The following is an 18,801-nucleotide window of genomic DNA, read 5'->3' on the forward strand; positions in this document are numbered from 1 at the left end:
GAATGGGGGGTGAACAAGGCGCGCGGCGGGGCGATCCCACCGCTTCGGCAGTCCCGCTATTCCGCCGCCACCGGGGGGATCGGGGCCGCAACGGTCTGTTCGGCGGGCTGCGGCGCGCGGGCCTTGCGCCGTTTCCAGTCGCCCAGCCATGCCATGCCCCAAAGCGCGACCGTGCCCGCCGGGATGTAAAGCCAGGGCAGGATCGCCACATCGTCGAAATAGGCCAGAACCGCCTGCCCCGCCAACGACAGCAGTGCACCGGCGGAAAACACCAACAGCCCCTGACGGCCCATCACCCGCAACGGCTCGGCCAGGGAATGGGCGCTGAGCCGTGTGATCAGCGGCAGGCAGGACACGACATAGACCAGCGCCAGCACATGCAGAAGCCGCAGCATCGGCAGAAAGGTCTTGTCATGCGACGTGATGTGAAACGGCAGGCCCAGCGCCCCCAGCTTGGCCATGCCGTGGTTCATCGCCGGGCCGAACCCCGGCACATAGCGCCAGGCCAGCACCACCACCAGCCACCCCGCGGCCAGGCCGAACAGCGCGCGATTGACCGGCACGAAGCGTCGCCCATCACGCAGGGCCACCCCGGTCAGCAGGCCGATGGCAAAGATCAGCTGCCAGGCAAAGGGGTTGAAAAACCAGCCGCCGGGATTGGGATAGGCGGGGATGTTCAACCGCAGCAGCCCGGTCACGAACCACAGCGCCACCGCCCCCACCAGCAGCAGAAGCGGCGCGCGCAAGGCCAGCAGGATCGCAAAGGGCGCCGCAAGCAGCAGCACAGAATAGGCGGGCAGGATATTCACATAGCCGATCTGATGGCCCAGCGTGACGATCCCGATGATGGCGGGGCCGGTATTTTCGAAAACCTGCCGCAGGTTGTTCTTGCCCAGCAGCGCGGTCAGCCCAAACGCCTCGGCCGCGATGGCAAAGATCGCGATCCCCGCCATGGTCAGAAAGATATGCGTGACATACAGCGTCCAGGCCCGTTTCCAGACCGGGGCGATCCCGTGCCAAAGCCCGCGGGCCCGCCATTGCACCACCCCGCCGGAATAGGCCAACCCGGCCGCCATGCCCGACATCACGAAAAAGCTTTCGGCCGCATCGGAAAAACCCCAGTTGCGCAGGGTCAGGTTCTCGTACCAGTTGCCCGGCACGTGATCGACGAAGATCATCACCAGCAGCAGGCCGCGAAACAGGTCGATCCGGGGATCGCGCGGGCGCGGTACAGCTGCGCCCCGGGGGGGATCAAGCCGCGACATGTGTTGCTCCGGCGGCCATCGGGGCGACGGCATCGGTGCCGTCGATCTGTTGGCGCCAGCGGCCGTGGATTTCGCGGAATGCCGCGACCACGGGGGGGATGTCACGCTCTTCCGGCACCTGGAAATGGTTGCGGCCCACGGGGCGCGATGACCAGGCGATCAGCACCGGCGCCGCGATCATCGGCACCGTCACCGGCAAGAGCCACGGCATCAGGTCGGGCGCCATATGCCAGGTCGCGATCAGCGCGATCAGGCCGGTCGTGACGATCCACAGCGACGGGCGCGCGGCCTCGACCAGGGTTAGCGCGCCTTCGCCACGCGCGCTGGCGGGCCAGCCGCCATCCTGTCGCAACAGCACCTGAAGAACCGCCTTGGTCTGAAACGCCAGCATGACCGGCGCCAGGGCCGAGGTCAGCAGGATCTCGATCACCACCGACAGGAATGCCCGGCCCGTACCGCCGAAGCCCTGCGTGCGGCCGCGCGCCGCCGCGGCGCCCAGGATCGCGAATTTCGGCAGGATCAGCAGCCCGATGATGCCCAGCGCCAGCGCCATGATCTCGCGGCTGCGGTCGGACGGGAAAACCGGGAACAGCTGGTACGCCTCGGGGAAGTAATCGGGTTCCGGGGCCAGAACGGTGCCCGCAACGGTGGTGACCAGAAACACCGCCCAGAAGACCGACACCAGATAGGCAAAGATGCCCTGGACGAAGACATAGCGGCTCCACCCCGCCAGCCCCGGCGCCAGCAGCAGGCGCATGTGTTGCAGGTTGCCCTGGCACCAGCGGCGATCGCGCTTGGCATAGGCGATGATGTTTTCCGGGCCTTCCTCGTACGAGCCGCCGATGGTGCTGTCGGCCTCGACCCGCCAGCCGTTGCGGGCCAGCAGCGCGGCCTCGACATAGTCATGCGACAGGATATGGCCGCCAAAGGGCGGCTTGCCCGACAGCGTGGGCAGACCGCAGGATTGGGCAAAGGCGGTGACGCGGATGATGGCGTTGTGCCCCCAATAGGGACCGGTCGCGCCCTGCATCCGTTCCAGACCACGGGTGAAGACCGGCCCGTGAAAGGCCGATGCGAACTGCATCGCCCGGCCAAAGAAGCTGCGGGCGCCGGTGATCTGCGGCAGGGTCTGCAACAGCCCCAGCTTGGGGTCGGCATCCATGCGGGCAATCATGCGCTGCAACGCCTCACCCGACATCAGGCTGTCGGCGTCCAGCGTCACCGCGTAGTCATAGGCGCCGCCCGATGTGCGGATGAAATCCTCGACATTGCCGGCCTTGCGGCCCCGGTTATCCTTGCGGTTGCGGTAATAGATATGGTCGGCGCCACGGGTTTCGGCGATCAGCACCCGGAACGCGGCCTGTTCGGCGGCCTGCGCCTCGGGCGCGCGGGTGTCGGACAAGATCACGATATCCAAGGTCTGGCCGGTCTGGCGGATGGACCGGTCCATCGCGGCGATGCGCGCGAATGTGGCAACGGGATCCTCGTTGCAGATCGGCACCAGAACCACGGTGGCCGATGCCGACGGCCCCGCCGCGCGGGCGGCGGGTTTGCGGCGCGGCAACAGACCGGTCAGGCCAAGCGCCGCGCCCCAGGCCAGCCAGCCCGTGGTCAACAGGATCAGTACGAAACGCAGCGCGTCCCAGATCTGGAACCCGTCCTGCAAGCCAGCCTCGACAATCAGGGCCGACGCGCCAATCGCTGCGAAAGCGGCAAAGCCGATGGCGATGGCGCGTATCCAGATCGTCTTGGCGTCGGACGGTATGTAGGAGCGTCTTGTCACGCCGAACCTCGGGTTGGGGTCAGATCCGCTGACCCGGCAGGATCAGGCGCAGCACCTGCGCCAGATCGATTAGCCGCAGCCGCGGTTCGATATCCTGGCAGGGCATGTCCAACGGCGCCTCGCGCGGGGCCCAGGTTTCGGGATCGTCGTATTTCAGGGCTGTCCTGGCCCCTGCATCATGCAGCGGTTCTGTCATTTCGTCCCCCATTGATAGAGCCATGTCTCGCTCAGCAGTCTGCCATAGCCGGACAGGGCGGCCTGAAGCTCCATCGAGGTCTTCTCGCCCGCCGGTACGGCTTCGATCACAAGCCGCCACATGCTAGTCCCTTCGATGGGCGACAAAATCGCCTGTTTCAGGTCGCCGCGAATGACGGTCACTTTGGATGTAACGTCCGCCTCGCGCGAAAGTTCCGACAGAAGCCCACCTTCGAAGTCGATCACGAACTTGACGCGGTCGGTCTCGCCCTCGACCCCGGCGACGCCGCCCTTGCCGACGCGGGTGCGCAGGATCTGCGCCAGGTCGCGCGCCCGGTCGCCCGGCGGGTTCAACCCCCAATGCAGGCGATAGGACAGCTCGAAACTGTCGCCCTTGCGGGCATCGCCGCCCGGCACCCAATAGGCCACGATGTTGTCGTTGCCTTCCAGATCGGACGGGATCTCCAGCAGGCGCACGGTGCCTTCGCCCCAGTCGCCGACAGGTTCGACCATCAGCGACGGGCGGCGTTCGTAATGGGCCTGTGCATCCAGGTACTGGTCGAAATCGCGCTCGCGCTGGACCAGCCCGAATGACACCGGGTTTTCCGCCGCCAGATAGGAGTTGCCCAACCGGCCGGGATTGACCAGCGGCCGGACAAAGGTCTCGCCCGCGCGGGTGTTCAGGATCAGGTGGTCGCTGTCATGCACCGCCGGGCGGAAATCCTCAAACGCGCCGGGATCGGCCCCGCCGAACAGGAACATCGATGTCAGCGGCGCAACGCCAAGCTGCTGCACATCCTCGCGCAAAAACAGCCGCGCGGTCACGTCCACCACGGTCGTCGCACCGGGGCGCAAAACGAAGCGATAGGCGCCCGTCACCGACCGCGACCGCAGCGCGGCATGGACGGTCACGGTTTCGGCGCCCGGCATGGGACGGTCCAGCCAGAAATCGGTGAAACGGGGAAACTCCTCGCCGCCCGACATGCCGGTGTTCACCGCCAGCCCGCGCGCCGACAGGCCATAGACCGTGTCGCGCCCAAGCGCCCGGAAATAGCTGGCGCCCAGAAACGCCGCCAGTTCGTCGAAATGGTCGGCGCGGTTCAACGGCGTCATCAGCCGGAACCCGGCCACGCCCGGCATCTCGAAATTGCCGGGGATCTCGGCCTTGACATCGGCATAGTCGAAATCGTCGGTCGAAAACCGCATCGGCGTCGCGACACCGTCCACGACCTCGTTCAGATGCACCGGTTCGTTGAACAGCCAGCCCAGATGAAAGGCGTTCAGGTGAAACGGCGTATTCTCGGGCTCGGCCCAGCGGACCTTGTCGCGCCGGAACCGCACGCGCTGATAGTCGTCATAGTCGAATTCGGCCAGAAACCCGCCGACCTTTTCCGCCGCTTTCGGCGGCTGTGCAGCCGCCGCGCGCATGGTTTCGGTCAGCCAGTCATAAGAGAACGCCTGCCCTTGTGGCAGTTCGGTTGCGGGCGTATCGGTGGTGGTCTGCGCGTGTCCCATACGGGGGGTGGCCAGTGTCGTCATGGCAGCAGATGACAAAAGGCCCAGCACGACAGCGCGACGCGTGCCGCAGCGGCGATGCTCGCGAAACGGGTGGAACAAGTTAATTACCCCAACTTCCTGAGTTATCAGAGCAAATTCGTGCCGCGGCGCAGAATATTCAAGTGGTTACCGCCACACGCGCGTGCATTTGCCTGTTTCGCACGCAAATATCGGCGGCGTCCCGCTCAAAACCGATTTGCGGGGCCGGTCGCAGGTCTCGCTCTTGTAAATATTGCACAAATAATGTGCAAAAATTCGTATCAACAACGTCTTGGACGGGCAATTGAACCGACTCAGCCGCCACCGCGCTTACACGGGGCGGTTCCGCGGCATCCGTCGCGACAGCAGGACGCCCGCCAGCGGCACCAGACACGCCCCGGCAGCGATCAGAACACCCCCCTTCGCGGGCTGCGCGGCCAAGTACAGCCCCGCCGTCGGCCCCACGATCCAAGCCGCCGCCGATGCCGCCGAAAGCTGCCCCGCCGCGCGGCCCTGTGAGACCGCGCCGATCGAGACCAGGAATTGCAGGCTGGGGGTCAACATTCCAAACCCCAGCGCGATCAGCGCCGCCCCCAGGATCGTGCCCGCAGCACCCGGCGCCGCGCCCATCGCGCCCAGCCCCACCGCTGCCACCACCAGGCCGACAAGCGAAACCTGGACCGCGCAGATCCGCGACCATGCGGCCAGCTTTACCCCCAACAGCGACGCGCCCGTCGCGATCAGCCCCGCCAGCGCCGTCATGCGCGCCGTTTGCTCGGGGCCAAACCCGCCACGGTCCTGCAGGATCAGCGGCAGCGCGCTCTGGACCATGCAGGCCCCGACAAGCGCGATGCTCGCGGCCCCGACCAGCGCCGTCATGCGCCCTGCCCGCCCGGCCACCGGCTGCGGCGCGGTCGGGGCGGGCTTTGGCCACGTCCCGCCCAAAAGCGGAAGGAACCCCAGCGCCGCCACCAGGAATAGCGGCGCGATCAGGCCCAGAACCGTAACCAGCCCCCAAAGCAGCGCGCCCCCGGCCAGCGCACCAATGGCGAAGGCCACGCCGGGCAGCGACATCGCCCGCAACCGGCCGGCAACCGGGGTCGCTGCGGCCAGAAAGCCGATGGCGGCGGGCTGGGCCGCGCTGGCCACCCCGCCATAGACGGCCCGCGTTGCAACAAGCAGCGGAAACAGCATCCCCGCGCCCAGCAGCCCGGCGCGCCCCAGCCACATCAGCAGCCCCAGCGCGGCAAAGGACAGCGCGCCGCCGATGACACCGATCAGGAACACGGGGCGATGCCCCCGGCGGTCGGCCAGCACGCCCCAGAACGGCGCCGTGGGCAGCACCATCATCGCCCCGACCGACAGGATCAGGCCCGCTTCGACCTCGGTCAGGCCAAGTTCCAACGACAGGGGGAGCAGCACCGCGACCAGGATGGCATTGCCGAAGGACAACGAGGCCAGGCCAAGACCCAGCGACAGGCGATGGCGCGCGGCCCTCATTCCGGCAGGACGATCGGCGCGCCCTGCGCCCCGGGCTGGATGACCCGCAGATCCGCCGCGAACAACACGCGCAGGCCGTCCTGGGTGATGACCTGCGCCGCCGGTCCGTCCAGCACGATGCGGCCGTCGCGCACCCCGACGATGGTATCGGCGTGCCGACAGGCCAGGTTGATATCGTGCAGCACCATCACGATGGTATGCCCCATCTCGCGATTGATCCGGCGGACAAGGCGCAGCAGCTCGATCTGATGCGGCAGGTCCAGATAGGTCGTCGGCTCGTCCAGCAGCAGCACCGGTGTCTCTTGCGACAGGGTCATCGCGATGAAGGCGCGCTGGCGCTGCCCGCCGGACAGGGTCGCGGCGCGGCGGTCGGCGATATCGCCCAGCCCGGTCTGCGCGATGGCCCGGTCGACCGCCCGGCGGTCGGCGGCCGTCATCGGGCGGAAGGTGCCCAGATAGGGCGTGCGCCCCCGCTCGACCAGGCTGCGCACCGTGCTGCCCTCGGGCTGGATCGGGGATTGCGGCAGAAACGCCAGCGCGCGCGCCAACTCGCGTGGCGGGATCGTCGCCACCGGCGCACCGTTCAAAGCGACCTGCCCGGCATCGGGGCGCTGCAGCCCCGCCATGCTGCGCAACAGGGTCGATTTGCCCGACCCGTTGGGACCGATCAGGGCCGTCACCTGCCCCGGCGCAATGGCAAGGTCGATGCCGTTCAGGATCGGACGCCCCGACAGGGCCAGCCGCAGGCCGGATACGCTCAGCGCCATCACGAACGCTCCTTTGACATCAGGATGATCGCCAGCATGGCCGGGCCACCCACCAGGCTGGTGTAAAGCCCCGCAGGCAAGGTCGTGCCGCCAATAGGCAGATGCGCCGCCAGATCGGCGGCAAGCGCCAGAGCCGCCCCGACCAGCGCCGCGTGAAAGATCGCCGGGCCGCCCACCCCAAGAAGGTGGCGCGCGATCGGACCGGCCAGCAGCGCGACGAAGGGCAGCGGGCCGCTTTGCCCCACCTCCAGCGATGTCAGCGCCGCCGACAGCACGATGGCCACCAGCCGCAGGCGGGACGGGTTCAGCCCCTGGCTGCGCGCCAGATCGTCGCCCATGTCCAGCCGCGACAGGCCGAAGCCGGTCGCCAGCGCCACCGCCCCGGCCAGCGCACAGGCCAGAGCCGCCCAGGCCACCGCGGGCCAATGCGCCGCCGCGAAGCTGCCGGTCAGAAAGCGCGCCGTCTCGCCGGCCTGCAGGCCCGGCGCAAGCGACAGCAGCACATCGGTCAGGGCAAAGAGCATCAGGTTCGCCGCAACCCCCACCAGCACCAGCTGCAGCGGCTGCACCCCGTTGCGCCAAGTCAGGCCCAGCACCAGCACCGCGCTCAGCCCGCCACCCACCAGCGCGGCTGGCAGCACCAGCGCCAGCCCCCCGGTCGTCACGATGCTGACCGCGACCCCGGCCGCCGCCCCGCCGCCGAAACCGATGACATCGGGCGTGGCCAACGGATTGCGCAGCACCGTCTGAAGCAGGCTGCCCGCCATGCCCAGCATCGCGCCGGTCAGCCCGGCCAGCAGCATCCGGGGCAGCCGGATATGCAGCAGGATCAGCCGATCCGTCGCGCCCGGCCCCAACGGGCCATCCACGCGCAAAAGCGCCGCCGCCAGGCCCAGCATCACGGCACAAAGGCCGAATGTCACCGCCGGGCGGGTCATATCGCCCACCGCCGGGACACTTGCCAGATCAACGCCGGGCCACCGATCAGCGCGATGCTCAACCCCACCGGAATGGCGATGCCGGGTATGGCGACACGGCCCAGTATATCGGCCCCGACGACCAGCGCGCCGCCGATCAGCGCGGCCAGCACGGTCTGTTCGGCATGGTTTGCCGCGCCGCGCAGTCGGGCCATCTGCGGCGCGACCAGCCCGACGAACAACAGCGGCCCGGCCACGATCACCGCACTGGCCGACAAAAGCGCCACCGCCGTCATCGCGTGCACCCGCACCCGCACAACCCGCGTGCCCAGGGCGCGCGCCATGTCATCGCCCGTGGCCAGCGCATCCAGCTGCCGCAGGCACATCGCCGCCAGAACCGCCCCCGGCAGGAACAGCGCACCCCCCGCCCAAAGCGCATCCGGCGCGACCCGGTCGACCGATCCCACGATCCAGCGGCGCCATGCCTCGAGCACAAGCGGGTCCAGCAGCACAAGTGCACGCAGCCCCGCGCCCATCATCCCCGCCAGCGCCGCACCGCCCAGGATCAGGCCCAGCCCGGTCCCCGCCCTGAGGCCCAGCAGAACGATCGCGCCCGAAACCAGCCCCGCCCCGGCCAGAACCGGCACGACCCGCGCACCCGCCGGAAGCGGCCCCAGCCAGACAACCATCGCCACCAGCGCCAGCGCGGCACCGGAATTCACCCCCAGCAAACCCGGATCGGCCAGCCGGTTGCGGGTCAGCCCCTGAATTACCGCCCCCGCCGCGCCCAGCGCTATGCCCGACAGCAGGGCGGCCAGCGTCCGGGGGATGCGGATCTGCAACAACAGGGCATCGGTCGCCTCGCGCCCCGTCGGCGCGACAAAGGGCACCACCAGACCGCCCGGTCCGATCAGCAGCGACGCGATGACCAGCATCGCCAGCAAAGCGCCCACCGCCCTCATTCCCCGGCCCCCGTGCCGGTGTCCGCGGTCAGGCCCGCCGCCTGTGCCGAAGGGGCGGGTGTGCGGGGATCGCCATCCAGCGCCGCCGGGATTGCGGCGGTCAACCATGTCAGCGCGTGCTCCAGCGACAGGGCCGAGCCATAGCTGAGCGCGGCGCTGACATCGGGCGGCGCCACAAGCTCGCGCCCCTGACGGGCCGCAGGCATCACCGACCGCATCGGGTGATCCAGAACCGGGCCGACACCACCGCCGAAATCCAGCCACAGCAACAGATCCGCATCCAGCGGCGCGATGGTTTCGGGATCGAGCGCGGCATAGAACCCGCCCAGATCCAGCGCCCGCAGCGCATCGGGCGGCCGGAAGCCCAGATCCGACAAGAGCTTCATTCTGGGGTCGCGCGGAAACAGAACCATCGGCCCCTGCGCAAGCGCCAGCGTGGCGGTCTTGCCCGCCCATTGCGGCGCGGCGCCGCGGGCGATCCGGGCACGCAGGTCCGCGACGACCGCTGCCGCCTGCTCCTGCCGTCCCGCGGCCCGACCGAAGGTGGTCAGCATCTCGGCCCAGTCATGGCCGAAATCCGATACGCCCGGCAGCGGCGGCAAAACGGGCGCGAAACGCGACAGGCTGCGATATTGCGCCTCGGTCAGGCCGGAATACATCGCCTCGATCAGGTCGGGTTCCAGACGGGCCACGGCCTCCATGTCGATCTCACCGCGCAGCTGAATGCCGTTGCCAATCCGCCCCGCCGCCCAGGGCCACAGCCCGGTGTCATCGCCGCCATACCACACGCGATAGGCCACGGGCCGGACCCCGATGGCCAGCCAGTTGTCGGCACCGTTGAAGGACAGCGTCACGATCCGCTTCGGGGGGTGCTCGATACGGGTAACGCCCCAGCGATGGGCGATCTCGACCTGCTGCGCCCCGGCGGCCAGGGGCGCCATCGCCCCCAGAACCCAGAACAACAAGACCCGCAGCATATCGACTCTCTCCGTTCAAAAGGCTAGTTTGCGGGTGCCTTTCACCCCAAGGCAGGCAGGTCAAGACAAGACTCACCCACCTGGTTCGATCGTCCAAAAACTGTCAGGTGGGAAACTGTCATGGGGTTTCATCCCAAAATGTACGCCGCTGTGCGCGGCTTCGATCTGGCCGGTCCGCTGTGCAACCTGGTCTTCGACGGCATGACCGTGGACTATTGGCAGGTGCATGCCCAGACCGGGGCCAGCGGGCGGTATGTGTCGATGCATCCCCGCGTGGTGGTGATGATGAACGGCGCCCGGCTGCGTCTTGCGCTGGACCGCCAGAGCGCCGGGCAACCGGCCGTGGCTTGTTTCATCCCCGCCGGGGTGGAGCTTTGGAGCCGGGTCGACCAGCCCGGCGATCTGGCGCATCTGGACATTCACATCACCCGCCCGATGCTGCGCAGCCTGTCCGAAAGTGCCGCCGCCGTCGCCGCGCCGGTGTTCCTGACCGAAATCGGGCCCATCGCGTCGCTGGCAGAGCTGCTGGCGCGGGAGTGCCTGGCGCCGCATCGCGATCCCGACCACGCCCAACGCCTGGCGCATCTGATCCTGCTGGAGCTTCTGCACGAGGCCCCCGGCGCGACGACCCTGGCCGATACCGCGCCGCCCGACTGGATCGCGGCGGTGCGCCATCACGCGGAAACGAACCTGCATGACAAGCTTTCGGTGGACACCCTGGCGGCGGTCGCCGGCATGTCGCGCACCAATTTCAACCTGCGTTTCCGCGCCGAAACCGGGCAGTCGCCCTATCGCTGGGTGCTTGGCCTGCGCTGTCATCAGGCACAGAACCTGATGCGGCAGGGCGCCGTGCTGGCCGAGATCGCAGATATCTGCGGCTTTGCCGATCAGGCCCATTTCAACCGGGTTTTCAAGGCGCAGACCGGCCAGACCCCGAAATCTTGGATGATCGAACACCGGGCCGACCGCCCGGGCCGATGATCCAAGACAGATCGCGCGCGCGCTTCGTACCTGAGGCCATCCTAGATCGGGCAGCCAGAGGGTTTCGTGCCAGCCGCGCCCGCGACATCCATTCGAACAACAAGGGGGCGAACACGTGGCATTCCACGAGACGCGACATCTGAAACCGACCGCGATGGCGCTGCTGCTGACGGGCACCGCCCTGCCGTATCAGGCGCGGGCGCAGGACACCTACGATCTGGGCACGCTGGTGCTGGAAACGTTCGAGGATTCGAACACCGCGGTCGAGGGCGACCAGACGAACCCGCCCACCGCGACCGGCTCGAAAGTGCCGGTGCTGCTGTCGGAGGTGCCGCAATCGGTCTCTGTCCTGGGCCGCGAGGGGATCGAGGCGTTCGGCGCCAACCGCGCGTCCGAGGCGCTGCGCTATACCGCCGGGGTGACCACCGATGTCTTCGGCGATGACAGCGATTACGACTGGCTGCGCATCCGCGGGTTTCAGGCCGATCAGACGGGCACCTATCTGGACAATGCGCAGAACCTGTCCTTTGCCTTCGGCTCTTTCTATATCGACCCCTATACGCTGCAGCGGATCGAGGTGCTGCGCGGCGCCTCGTCGGCGCTTTACGGCGGATCGAACCCGGGCGGGCTGGTCAACTATGTCTCGAAACGGCCCGGCGGGCATGTGGGCGAGACCAGCCTGGGGGTGAACGACGCGGGCGCGGGCTGGCTGGAGTTCGACCTGGGCGAGGATCTGGACGAAAACCGGGCCTGGCGCGTGACCGGGCGGCTGGAAGGCGGCCAGAAATACGACGACCTGAACGAGGGGCTGCGCGGCACCCTGGCGCCGTCGTTCAAATTCGCCACTCAGGGCGGCACGGAAATCACCCTGCTGGCCAACCTGCATCGGGCCAGCGAAAAGCATAACGGGTCGACCTTCCTGCCCTATTACGGCACGGTCGAAAGAACCGCCGAGTTCGGCTATATCGACGATGACGCCAATTTCTCGGACCCCGACTGGGACGATTACGAGCGCAAGCAGGCGACGGTTTCGGCGATTGTCGAACATGCGTTCGACAACGGGTTCAAGTTCACCGGGATCGGCCGGCTGGGCTATGCGGATCTTCAGGAAAGCTATTACTATCCCTATGGTTACGCCGGTTATGCAACCACGCCGACGGATGCCGATGGCAGCCTGAGCCTGATCGCGTTTCACCACGAAACCCGCACCCGTACCGCGCAGGCGGACCTGCGCTATTACGGCACCATCGATGGCGGCGCGGGCGTGAGCCATGATCTGCTGGTGGGGCTGGACATGCGCCGCTATGTGATCGACGAGGTGCAGCAATCGGGCTTTGGCAGCAATGCCGTGGCCAATGTGACCGACCCCGGCACGCCGGTGCTGTTCGCCCCCTATCAGGATGCGACGACCACGCAGAACCAGATCGGGCTTTACGTGCAAGACCAGGTGCGTTTCGGCCAGGGCTGGATCGCCACCGGGAACCTGCGCCATGACTGGGTGCAGACCGATCAGGACGGCGCCAGCGGCTTCGACCGCGACGACAACGCCACATCGGGCCGCGCCGCGCTGGCCTATGCGTTCGACAATGGCGTCACGCCCTATCTGACCTATTCGACCTTTTTCGACCCGATCATCGTATCGCCCGCCGATGGGATCACCGAACCCGAAAGCGGCGATCAGTGGGAGGTCGGCGTGAAATGGATGCCGGGCGGGGGCAATTTCTGGCTGACCGCGGCGGCGTTCCAGATCGACCGCGAGAATGTGCAGACCGGCAATTTCTTCACCGGCTATGACCAGATCGGCAAGGTCCGCTCGACCGGCGTGGAGCTGGAGGGGCGCTATGCGTTCGACAATGGCCTGAGCCTGCGCGGGGCGGCGACCTGGACCGATGTCGAGATCCGGGCCGACTCCGATGCCAGCCTGATCGGCAACACCCCCACCCTGACACCGGATTTCGAGGCCGCGCTGGCCGCGTTCTATGAGTTCGGCAACGGTCTGACGCTGGGCGCGGGGCTGCGCCACCAAAGCGCGTCCTTCGCCAACGCCGCCAACACGCTGAAAGTGGACAGTTTCACCCTGGTGGATCTGAGCGCGTCCTATGCGTTCGGCGACGGTCTGACCGCAGATCTGGCGATCACCAACCTTGCCGACAAGCGCCACGTGACCGGGTGCCAGACGGAATATGTCTGTTCCTATGGCAGCGGGCGCGAGATCTCGCTGGCGATCACGCGGGAATTCTGACCGCCCGACTAAGGGGCTTCAACGGCGCGGGCCGGACCGGTATCCCCGGCCCGGCCCGATTGCGTTCAACCGGCGCTGACGGCCAGAAGCGCAAGATCGCCACAGCCCCGCGCGCTCAGATCGTCCGCCGCCTGCCAGGCGCGCAGGCCCGACTGGCAACACAGCACCAGACGCCGGTCGCGCGGCGGTTGCCAGTGGCGCAGATCGGCAGCCCCCATGCGCAGGGCCCCTGTGGTCAGCGGCTGCGCCACCTCGTCCGTGCCGCGCAGATCGATCACCAGATCGTCGTCGCGCAGCATCTGCCGGGCGATGAACGGAATGGCCTCGGCCGGTTCGGGGCTGCCCAGAAACGCAAAGCCGCCGAACCGCATGTCGGCCAGATCGGCGGTGATCATCCGGCCCAGCACCGCCGCCCCGTCGCCCAGCAACACCCGAAGCGCCATCTGCGCCTGCAACGTGCCGAACATCCCCACCACTGGCCCCAGCACCCCGGCGGTGGTACAGGTCGCCCCGGTTGCGGGCGGTTCGGGAAAGACCGCGCGCAGCGATGGCGCCGTCCCGCAATAGCCGCCGATATACCCCGCCTGTCCCAGCACGCTGGCCGATATCAGCGGCGTTCGGGCCGCCAGACAGGCATCCGACAGGGTATAGGACACCGCGAAACTGTCCGCCGCATCCACCACCACATCGGCCGCATCGACCAGCCGTGGCGCCGTCAGCGGGGTCAGCGCGGCGACCTGTGCCTCGACCGTGATGCCGGGGTTGCGCGCAAGCACCGCGTCGCGCGCGGCCTCGGCCTTGGGCCGGCCAAGATCGGCCATGCGGTAGAGCGGCTGCCGGTGCAGATTGCTTTCCTCGACCGTATCGGGATCGACCAGCGTGATCCGCCCCACCCCGGCCCCTGCCAGGTATTGCAGCACCGGACAGCCCAGCCCCCCGGCCCCAATGACGACCACATGCGCCCCGGCCAGCCGCGCCTGGCCCGTGGCACCGACCCCCGGCACGGCCATCTGGCGGATATAGCGGTCCGTCATGCGCAAACCTTCAGCCATTCGCGCGTGCGCGCGGCGGGGTCGTCCGCCTGTATCAGGTCGGTGACGACCGCCACACTGTCGGCCCCGGCCCTCAGGACACCGGGCGCGCGCGCGGGCGTCAGCCCGCCGATCGCCACCAGCGGCACAGCCCCGGCGCGGCGTTTCCAGTCGCTGACCCGGTCCAGCCCCTGCGGCCCCCATTTCATCTTTTTCAACAAGGTCGGATAGACCGGCCCCAGCGCGACATAGGCCGGATCGAAGCCCAACGCGCGGTCCAGCTCGGCTGTGTCGTGGGTCGACAGACCGAACCGCACCCCCGCACGGCGCAGCGCGGGAATATCGGCGGTGTCCAGATCCTCTTGCCCCAGATGGACGAAATCGCAACCCAGATCCAGCGCCACCTGCCAGTAATCGTTGACGATCAGCTGGGCGTCATGCTGCGCGCAGATCGCGCGCGCCCGGTCCACCTGATCCCGGATCTGCGCATCGTCGCAATCCTTCAGTCGCAACTGGACCAGCCGCACGCCCTGCGGGACGATCCGCGCCAGCAGATCCACATCCCCCACGATGGGATAGAACCGCTCCATCGTCACAGCTCTGCCAAGCCCAGCACCGGGGTGGATGGCACCGCCATGTCGCGGCGTTCGATCGGGTCGGCCTCGAACCCGGCCCGCCCCGCCTGAACCGCCAGGGCCATGGCGCGGGCCATGCCGACCGGATCGCCGGCCCGCGCGACGGCGGTGTTCAAAAGCACGGCGTCAAAGCCCAGCTCCATCGCCATGGCCGCATCCGACGGGCGCCCGATCCCGGCATCCACGATCAGCGGCACGCCGGGGAAATGCGCCCGCATGGACCGAAGCGCATCGGGGTTGCGCAACCCCTGCGCCGAACCGATGGGCGCCCCCCACGGCATCAGCACATCGCAACCCGCATCCAGAAGCCGCTCGCCGACGATCAGATCGTCGGTCGTATAGGGAAAGACCTGAAACCCCTCGTCGCTCAGGGTCCGGGCGGCCTCGACCAGGCCAAAGACATCGGGCTGCAACGTGTCGGAATGGCCGATCACCTCGAGCTTGATCCAGTCGGTCGCGAAAATCTCGCGGGCCATGCGCGCGGTCGTGACGGCCTCGGCCGCCGTGTGGCATCCGGCGGTGTTGGGCAGGATCCGCACGCCGGTTTCGCGCAGCAGGTCCCAGAACCCCGCACCGGTGCCCGACGCGGTTTCACGCCGCAGGCTGACCGTCACGATCTGGCACCCGCTGGCGGAGATCGCATCGACCAGATGCGCCGGCGAGGGGTATTGCGCGCTGCCCAGCAGCAGCCGCGACGACAATTCGGTTCCGTAAAGATCCATCGCTCAGCCCCCCTGCATCGGCGCCAGAACCTCCAGCCGGTCGCCCTCGCCCAAGGCGGTTGCGGCCCGCTCGGCGCGCGGGATGAAATCCCCGTTCAGCGCGGTGGCGATAGCGGGGCTGTCAAAGCCCAGCTCGGGCAAGGCATCGGCCAGGTTGGTGGCGCGGATGTCGCGCGGTTCAGCATTGACCAGGATCTTCATCGACAGTCTCCTTGCTCATGGTCCGGGCAAGCTGGCCCGCCAGGGCGGGGGCCAGCAGAAACCCGTGGCGATACAGCCCATTCAGGTGATAGGTCGCGCCGACCCGTGTCAGGCGCGGCAGGTTGTCGGCAAAAGCCGGGCGCAGGCCGACGCCGGTTTCGATCACGCTGGCCTCGGCCAGGGCGGGATGCAGCGCAAAGGCCGCGCCCAGCAGTTCCAGCATCGAGCGCAGCGTGACCGGATGGCGCGCGGCGCTTTCCACCATCGTCGCCCCGATCATGAACCGGCCGTTTCCGCGCGGCACCAGGTAAAGCGGGATGCGCGGATGCAACAGCCGCAGGGTGCGCGTGATCTCGACCCCCGGCGCGTCGATCACGGCCATTTCCCCGCGCACCGCACGCAGCCCGGTCAATTCCGCCGCCATTCCCCGGCAATCGACATCGACCCGGTCGGGCGCCGGGGTGCCATAGCGGATCTCGACCCCCGATGCGCGCGCGGCCGCGGCCAGATCGGCAAGCGCGCGTCGCGGGTTCAGATGCGCCTCGTCCCGGAAGAACAGCCCGCGCTGGAACCGGCCCTGCAACGCGGGTTCAAGCTGTGCGATTTCCGCACCATTCAGCCATTGGTGGCGCTGGGTGCGGCGGGCGAAACGGTCCAGCTCGGACCGGTCGCGTGGGGGCGTCAGAACCAGCGTTCCGCGCCGCGTGACCGGCGTGATCCCCGCCCACCAGTCGATTGCGCCGGTGCCCAGGCGCACGACCTCGGGGTCGGCGGTCTCGCCCTCGCACCAGGGGGCCAGCATGCCGCCTGCCCACCAGGACGCGGCGGCGTCGCCAGTTGCCGCGCTGGCCTCGAACACGGTGACCTGTGCGCCCGCCCGCGCCAGTTCATAGGCACAGGCAAGGCCCGCAACACCGGCGCCCGCAACGGTGATCATGCGCCCATCCGGCAGGCACGGCGACAAGGTTGCGGCAGTCGTCCAAAGGGGGACAGGCCCATCTGCTATCCTTCGCGTTCACGACACAGCAAAGACGAACCGGGCGGGGGAAGGTGGCCGGGACGCGGCAACGCGCCCTTCAGCCGGGATCGCAAAGGCGGAAACCCGCAACGCGCCCTCAGCTTCCTACGCCAGTGTCAACTGGGTCAGGTTCAAAGGGTCGCCTCACCCGGATGGTTGCCATCCGCGTCAGCCTCTCAGTCCCCTGGGCGGGACTCCCCTGCAAGCGGGGATGTTAGAAGGCATTGATGCGCTTCACAAGCCGCTCGATCACCGCAGCGCGGGCGGCGTCACGTCCTTGGGCCGGCTGGGCGCAACCGGGGCGTCGTCGACGACAAGCTGTTCTTCCAGGATTTGCAAGCCCTTGGGCTTCTTCTCGCGATAGCGGATGATGCGCTTCAACTCGGGGAAATGGTCCCAGTTCCAGGACGAATAGCTGCCGCCGGTCACGGTCGAGATCGTGCGCATCGCAAAGCCGAACCGGTCTTCGGACACCACCTCGACGATGGTTCCGGCGGGGACGGGACAGCCCCTGCCATCATGCAGGACCCATGGCCCCCAAAATTCGCCACCCATCTGTGTCCAGTTCGACGCCATCCACCAATATCCCCACCTGAAAAGCCGCCTCACACCGGAGACAGCACGTTAAGGATAACGGAGCGCAGGCTCTTAACAATGCACGAGTCTGCAACAGTGATAATCGCTCAGGGAAACAGTCAGGCAGAGGCCGCCTGACACGCCGCCGCCAGGCGGTCCATGGTGCGTTGCGCGATTCCGATGTTCAGGCTTTTCTTGTCGCCCATGATGAACAACAGGCCAACATCAGCAATATCCTGAAAAATAAGGACATTTTCGTCGCTGAAAATCGCACAGGCTTCGAACATGCCGGTATCGGGGGCATAGGCCTGCACCAGGATATCGCAGGACGCGCAGCAGGCTTTCGCCGCGGCCTCGGCCCGGTCGCTGTCACCCGAAAGCACCACACATTCGCCTTTTCTGGCATTGGGCACAAAGCCCGAACAGGCGCTGTGCGCGATGTTTTCGACCAGCGAGCGCAGCGTGGAAACCAGGTCGCCGCCCTGTTCGGGCGCGTCCGTTTCGGCGGCCGGCGCGACGTCTTCGGCAGGGGCCGGTTCTGCGGCAACGGCCGTTTCTTCCACGGCTGCCGGTTCATCCACAATCGGCTCTTCCGCAACCGTCGGCTCTTCCACAACCGGCTCTGCCGATACGGTGGGTTCTTCGGCGACGGCGGGCGCCGGGTCCGCTGCGGTGTCGACCGGCGCTTCGGCGGTCTGTTCCGGGGTCTCTTCGCTGGCCGGTTTCTTGTAGCGGTCCATCTTCACGATGTTCGACCCGTCGGCCCCCTGTTCGGTGACCTCGGCCTCGGCCGGGGCGGGTTCCGTCACATAGCCGCCCAGCAGCGCGGCCAATTTCGCGCCGCCGATGGCCTGCCAGATCTTGTCCGACTTCCCGGCCTTTTCGATCTGGCTGCCGGATCCGCCGACGAACATGTGGTGCTGAAAGAAATCGCTGGTTTCGCGCTTCACGCGCGACAGCAGCTTGTCACGGTCATTATCGTTTCGGATCTTATCACCTCTGGTCAATACAAGGATGCCGTGGTCCGGCCGTGCCGAACCAAGGGCTTCTACAATGGATTTTTCCGTAAGCCGCCAGGCCTGAGACGAGATCGTCACCCAGACGATCACATCCGCCGACCCGACCAGATCCAATTGATCCGGCGTCAGTTCCTCGGCCTTGGTAAACGGGACCTCGATCAATTCAAGGCCGTTCAGATGCGGTTGGTCCGACAGCAGGCTGATCTGCTGCGCGCCGCGCAACATCTGGACATCCTCGGCCTTGTCCAGCTTGCCCTTCTGACCATCGGCATAGGTGACATCGACGTCACTGGCCGCGCCCTGACGCAAATAGACGACCGGGCGCACCGCGCTGCCCAGGTTGTCCGGCAGCGCATTGTCCCGCAGGAACGCGTTCAGGACAGTCGACTTGCCAGAGCTGACCTCGCCGCAGATGACGACACGAACTGGCTTCGTACCCATCTCGGCACCAAGATCATAGCATTCAGATTTCAT

General features: G+C 67.5%; 18 protein-coding genes. 2 read left to right on the forward strand and 16 right to left on the reverse strand.

Going from position 1 to position 18,801, the window contains the following annotated elements; translation table 11 throughout:
- Window positions 1–56: 56 nt before the first annotated feature.
- The 9 genes from CLM60_RS18935 to CLM60_RS18975 all read right to left on the reverse strand — a co-directional run bounded on the left by CLM60_RS18935 (window position 57) and on the right by CLM60_RS18975 (window position 9,902).
- On the reverse strand, window positions 57–1,265 hold the full coding sequence (locus CLM60_RS18935; RefSeq protein ID WP_095590626.1) for an OpgC family protein: 1,209 nt from the start codon (window positions 1,263–1,265) through the stop codon (window positions 57–59).
- Window positions 1,252–3,048, reverse strand: coding sequence for a glucans biosynthesis glucosyltransferase MdoH (mdoH, locus tag CLM60_RS18940; RefSeq protein WP_095590627.1), 1,797 nt, complete (start codon window positions 3,046–3,048; stop codon window positions 1,252–1,254). Before mdoH ends, CLM60_RS18935 begins: the two co-directional genes overlap by 14 nt.
- 19 nt (window positions 3,049–3,067) lie before the next feature.
- A complete protein-coding gene (locus tag CLM60_RS21025; protein WP_176473928.1) occupies window positions 3,068–3,244 on the reverse strand; it encodes a hypothetical protein in 177 nt (58 codons plus the stop codon).
- Window positions 3,241–4,758 (reverse strand): OpgD/OpgG family glucan biosynthesis protein, encoded by a 1,518-nt coding sequence (locus CLM60_RS18950; protein ID WP_245848483.1) that lies wholly within the window; start codon window positions 4,756–4,758, stop codon window positions 3,241–3,243. Before CLM60_RS18950 ends, CLM60_RS21025 begins: the two co-directional genes overlap by 4 nt.
- A gap of 351 nt (window positions 4,759–5,109) precedes the next feature.
- A complete protein-coding gene (locus CLM60_RS18955; RefSeq protein ID WP_095590629.1) occupies window positions 5,110–6,279 on the reverse strand; it encodes an MFS transporter in 1,170 nt (389 codons plus the stop codon).
- Window positions 6,276–7,046 carry an ABC transporter ATP-binding protein gene (locus CLM60_RS18960; RefSeq protein ID WP_095590630.1) on the reverse strand — a complete coding sequence of 257 codons (771 nt, stop codon included), beginning with the start codon at window positions 7,044–7,046 and terminating at the stop codon, window positions 6,276–6,278. The genes CLM60_RS18955 and CLM60_RS18960 overlap by 4 nt, the downstream gene beginning before the upstream one ends.
- The gene (locus CLM60_RS18965; RefSeq protein ID WP_141246559.1) at window positions 7,046–7,984 is read right to left on the reverse strand and encodes an iron chelate uptake ABC transporter family permease subunit; all 939 of its coding nucleotides are present in this window, start codon (window positions 7,982–7,984) and stop codon (window positions 7,046–7,048) included. The genes CLM60_RS18960 and CLM60_RS18965 overlap by 1 nt, the downstream gene beginning before the upstream one ends.
- A complete protein-coding gene (locus CLM60_RS18970; RefSeq protein ID WP_176473929.1) occupies window positions 7,981–8,925 on the reverse strand; it encodes a FecCD family ABC transporter permease in 945 nt (314 codons plus the stop codon). Before CLM60_RS18970 ends, CLM60_RS18965 begins: the two co-directional genes overlap by 4 nt.
- The gene (locus CLM60_RS18975; RefSeq protein WP_095590633.1) at window positions 8,922–9,902 is read right to left on the reverse strand and encodes an ABC transporter substrate-binding protein; all 981 of its coding nucleotides are present in this window, start codon (window positions 9,900–9,902) and stop codon (window positions 8,922–8,924) included. Before CLM60_RS18975 ends, CLM60_RS18970 begins: the two co-directional genes overlap by 4 nt.
- Window positions 9,903–10,022: 120 nt before the next feature.
- Here CLM60_RS18975 and CLM60_RS18980 point away from each other — a divergent pair, with 120 nt between their 5' ends.
- Together CLM60_RS18980 and CLM60_RS18985 are read left to right on the forward strand one after the other, a co-directional pair.
- Entirely contained in the window at window positions 10,023–10,883 is an 861-nt protein-coding gene (locus tag CLM60_RS18980; protein WP_095590634.1) for a helix-turn-helix domain-containing protein, read from the forward strand.
- Between the two features lie 115 nt (window positions 10,884–10,998).
- On the forward strand, window positions 10,999–13,125 hold the full coding sequence (locus tag CLM60_RS18985; protein WP_245848489.1) for a TonB-dependent siderophore receptor: 2,127 nt from the start codon (window positions 10,999–11,001) through the stop codon (window positions 13,123–13,125).
- 65 nt (window positions 13,126–13,190) lie between these two features.
- On the opposite strand, the gene CLM60_RS18990 is transcribed toward CLM60_RS18985, so the two are convergent.
- From CLM60_RS18990 to CLM60_RS19020, 7 genes are all read right to left on the reverse strand, one after another.
- On the reverse strand, window positions 13,191–14,159 hold the full coding sequence (locus tag CLM60_RS18990; RefSeq protein WP_095590636.1) for a HesA/MoeB/ThiF family protein: 969 nt from the start codon (window positions 14,157–14,159) through the stop codon (window positions 13,191–13,193).
- On the reverse strand, window positions 14,156–14,746 hold the full coding sequence (locus CLM60_RS18995) for a thiamine phosphate synthase (RefSeq protein ID WP_095590637.1): 591 nt from the start codon (window positions 14,744–14,746) through the stop codon (window positions 14,156–14,158). The genes CLM60_RS18990 and CLM60_RS18995 overlap by 4 nt, the downstream gene beginning before the upstream one ends.
- Window positions 14,747–14,748: 2 nt before the next feature.
- A complete protein-coding gene (locus CLM60_RS19000; RefSeq protein ID WP_095590638.1) occupies window positions 14,749–15,513 on the reverse strand; it encodes a thiazole synthase in 765 nt (254 codons plus the stop codon).
- A gap of 3 nt (window positions 15,514–15,516) precedes the next feature.
- Entirely contained in the window at window positions 15,517–15,714 is a 198-nt protein-coding gene (thiS, locus tag CLM60_RS19005; protein WP_095590639.1) for a sulfur carrier protein ThiS, read from the reverse strand.
- Entirely contained in the window at window positions 15,692–16,651 is a 960-nt protein-coding gene (locus CLM60_RS19010) for an FAD-dependent oxidoreductase (protein ID WP_095590640.1), read from the reverse strand. Before CLM60_RS19010 ends, thiS begins: the two co-directional genes overlap by 23 nt.
- Window positions 16,652–16,981: 330 nt before the next feature.
- Window positions 16,982–17,308 (reverse strand): hypothetical protein, encoded by a 327-nt coding sequence (locus tag CLM60_RS19015; protein ID WP_141246560.1) that lies wholly within the window; start codon window positions 17,306–17,308, stop codon window positions 16,982–16,984.
- A 119-nt stretch (window positions 17,309–17,427) separates the two neighbouring features.
- Window positions 17,428–18,801 (reverse strand): dynamin family protein, encoded by a 1,374-nt coding sequence (locus CLM60_RS19020; RefSeq protein WP_095590642.1) that lies wholly within the window; start codon window positions 18,799–18,801, stop codon window positions 17,428–17,430.

Origin of the sequence: Actibacterium ureilyticum (genome assembly GCF_002285435.1) — a bacterium.
In the GTDB taxonomy this organism is placed as follows: Bacteria; Pseudomonadota; Alphaproteobacteria; order Rhodobacterales; family Rhodobacteraceae; genus Actibacterium_C; species Actibacterium_C ureilyticum.

Bases quoted from the DNA above. Each gene is read 5' to 3' on its own strand.
- CLM60_RS18935 (WP_095590626.1), bottom strand. From the start codon at position 1,265: ATGTCGCGGCTTGATCCCCCCCGGGGCGCAGCTGTACCGCGCCCGCGC.
- CLM60_RS21025 (WP_176473928.1), bottom strand. From the start codon at position 3,244: ATGACAGAACCGCTGCATGATGCAGGGGCCAGGACAGCCCTGAAATAC.
- CLM60_RS18950 (WP_245848483.1), bottom strand. From the start codon at position 4,758: ATGGGACACGCGCAGACCACCACCGATACGCCCGCAACCGAACTGCCA.
- CLM60_RS18955 (WP_095590629.1), bottom strand. From the start codon at position 6,279: ATGAGGGCCGCGCGCCATCGCCTGTCGCTGGGTCTTGGCCTGGCCTCG.
- CLM60_RS18960 (WP_095590630.1), bottom strand. From the start codon at position 7,046: ATGGCGCTGAGCGTATCCGGCCTGCGGCTGGCCCTGTCGGGGCGTCCG.
- CLM60_RS18965 (WP_141246559.1), bottom strand. From the start codon at position 7,984: ATGACCCGCCCGGCGGTGACATTCGGCCTTTGTGCCGTGATGCTGGGC.
- CLM60_RS18970 (WP_176473929.1), bottom strand. From the start codon at position 8,925: ATGAGGGCGGTGGGCGCTTTGCTGGCGATGCTGGTCATCGCGTCGCTG.
- CLM60_RS18975 (WP_095590633.1), bottom strand. From the start codon at position 9,902: ATGCTGCGGGTCTTGTTGTTCTGGGTTCTGGGGGCGATGGCGCCCCTG.
- CLM60_RS18980 (WP_095590634.1), top strand. From the start codon at position 10,023: ATGGGGTTTCATCCCAAAATGTACGCCGCTGTGCGCGGCTTCGATCTG.
- CLM60_RS18990 (WP_095590636.1), bottom strand. From the start codon at position 14,159: ATGACGGACCGCTATATCCGCCAGATGGCCGTGCCGGGGGTCGGTGCC.
- CLM60_RS18995 (WP_095590637.1), bottom strand. From the start codon at position 14,746: ATGGAGCGGTTCTATCCCATCGTGGGGGATGTGGATCTGCTGGCGCGG.
- CLM60_RS19000 (WP_095590638.1), bottom strand. From the start codon at position 15,513: ATGGATCTTTACGGAACCGAATTGTCGTCGCGGCTGCTGCTGGGCAGC.
- thiS (WP_095590639.1), bottom strand. From the start codon at position 15,714: ATGAAGATCCTGGTCAATGCTGAACCGCGCGACATCCGCGCCACCAAC.
- CLM60_RS19010 (WP_095590640.1), bottom strand. From the start codon at position 16,651: ATGATCACCGTTGCGGGCGCCGGTGTTGCGGGCCTTGCCTGTGCCTAT.
- CLM60_RS19015 (WP_141246560.1), bottom strand. From the start codon at position 17,308: ATGGCGTCGAACTGGACACAGATGGGTGGCGAATTTTGGGGGCCATGG.
- CLM60_RS19020 (WP_095590642.1), bottom strand. From the start codon at position 18,801: ATGAAATCTGAATGCTATGATCTTGGTGCCGAGATGGGTACGAAGCCA.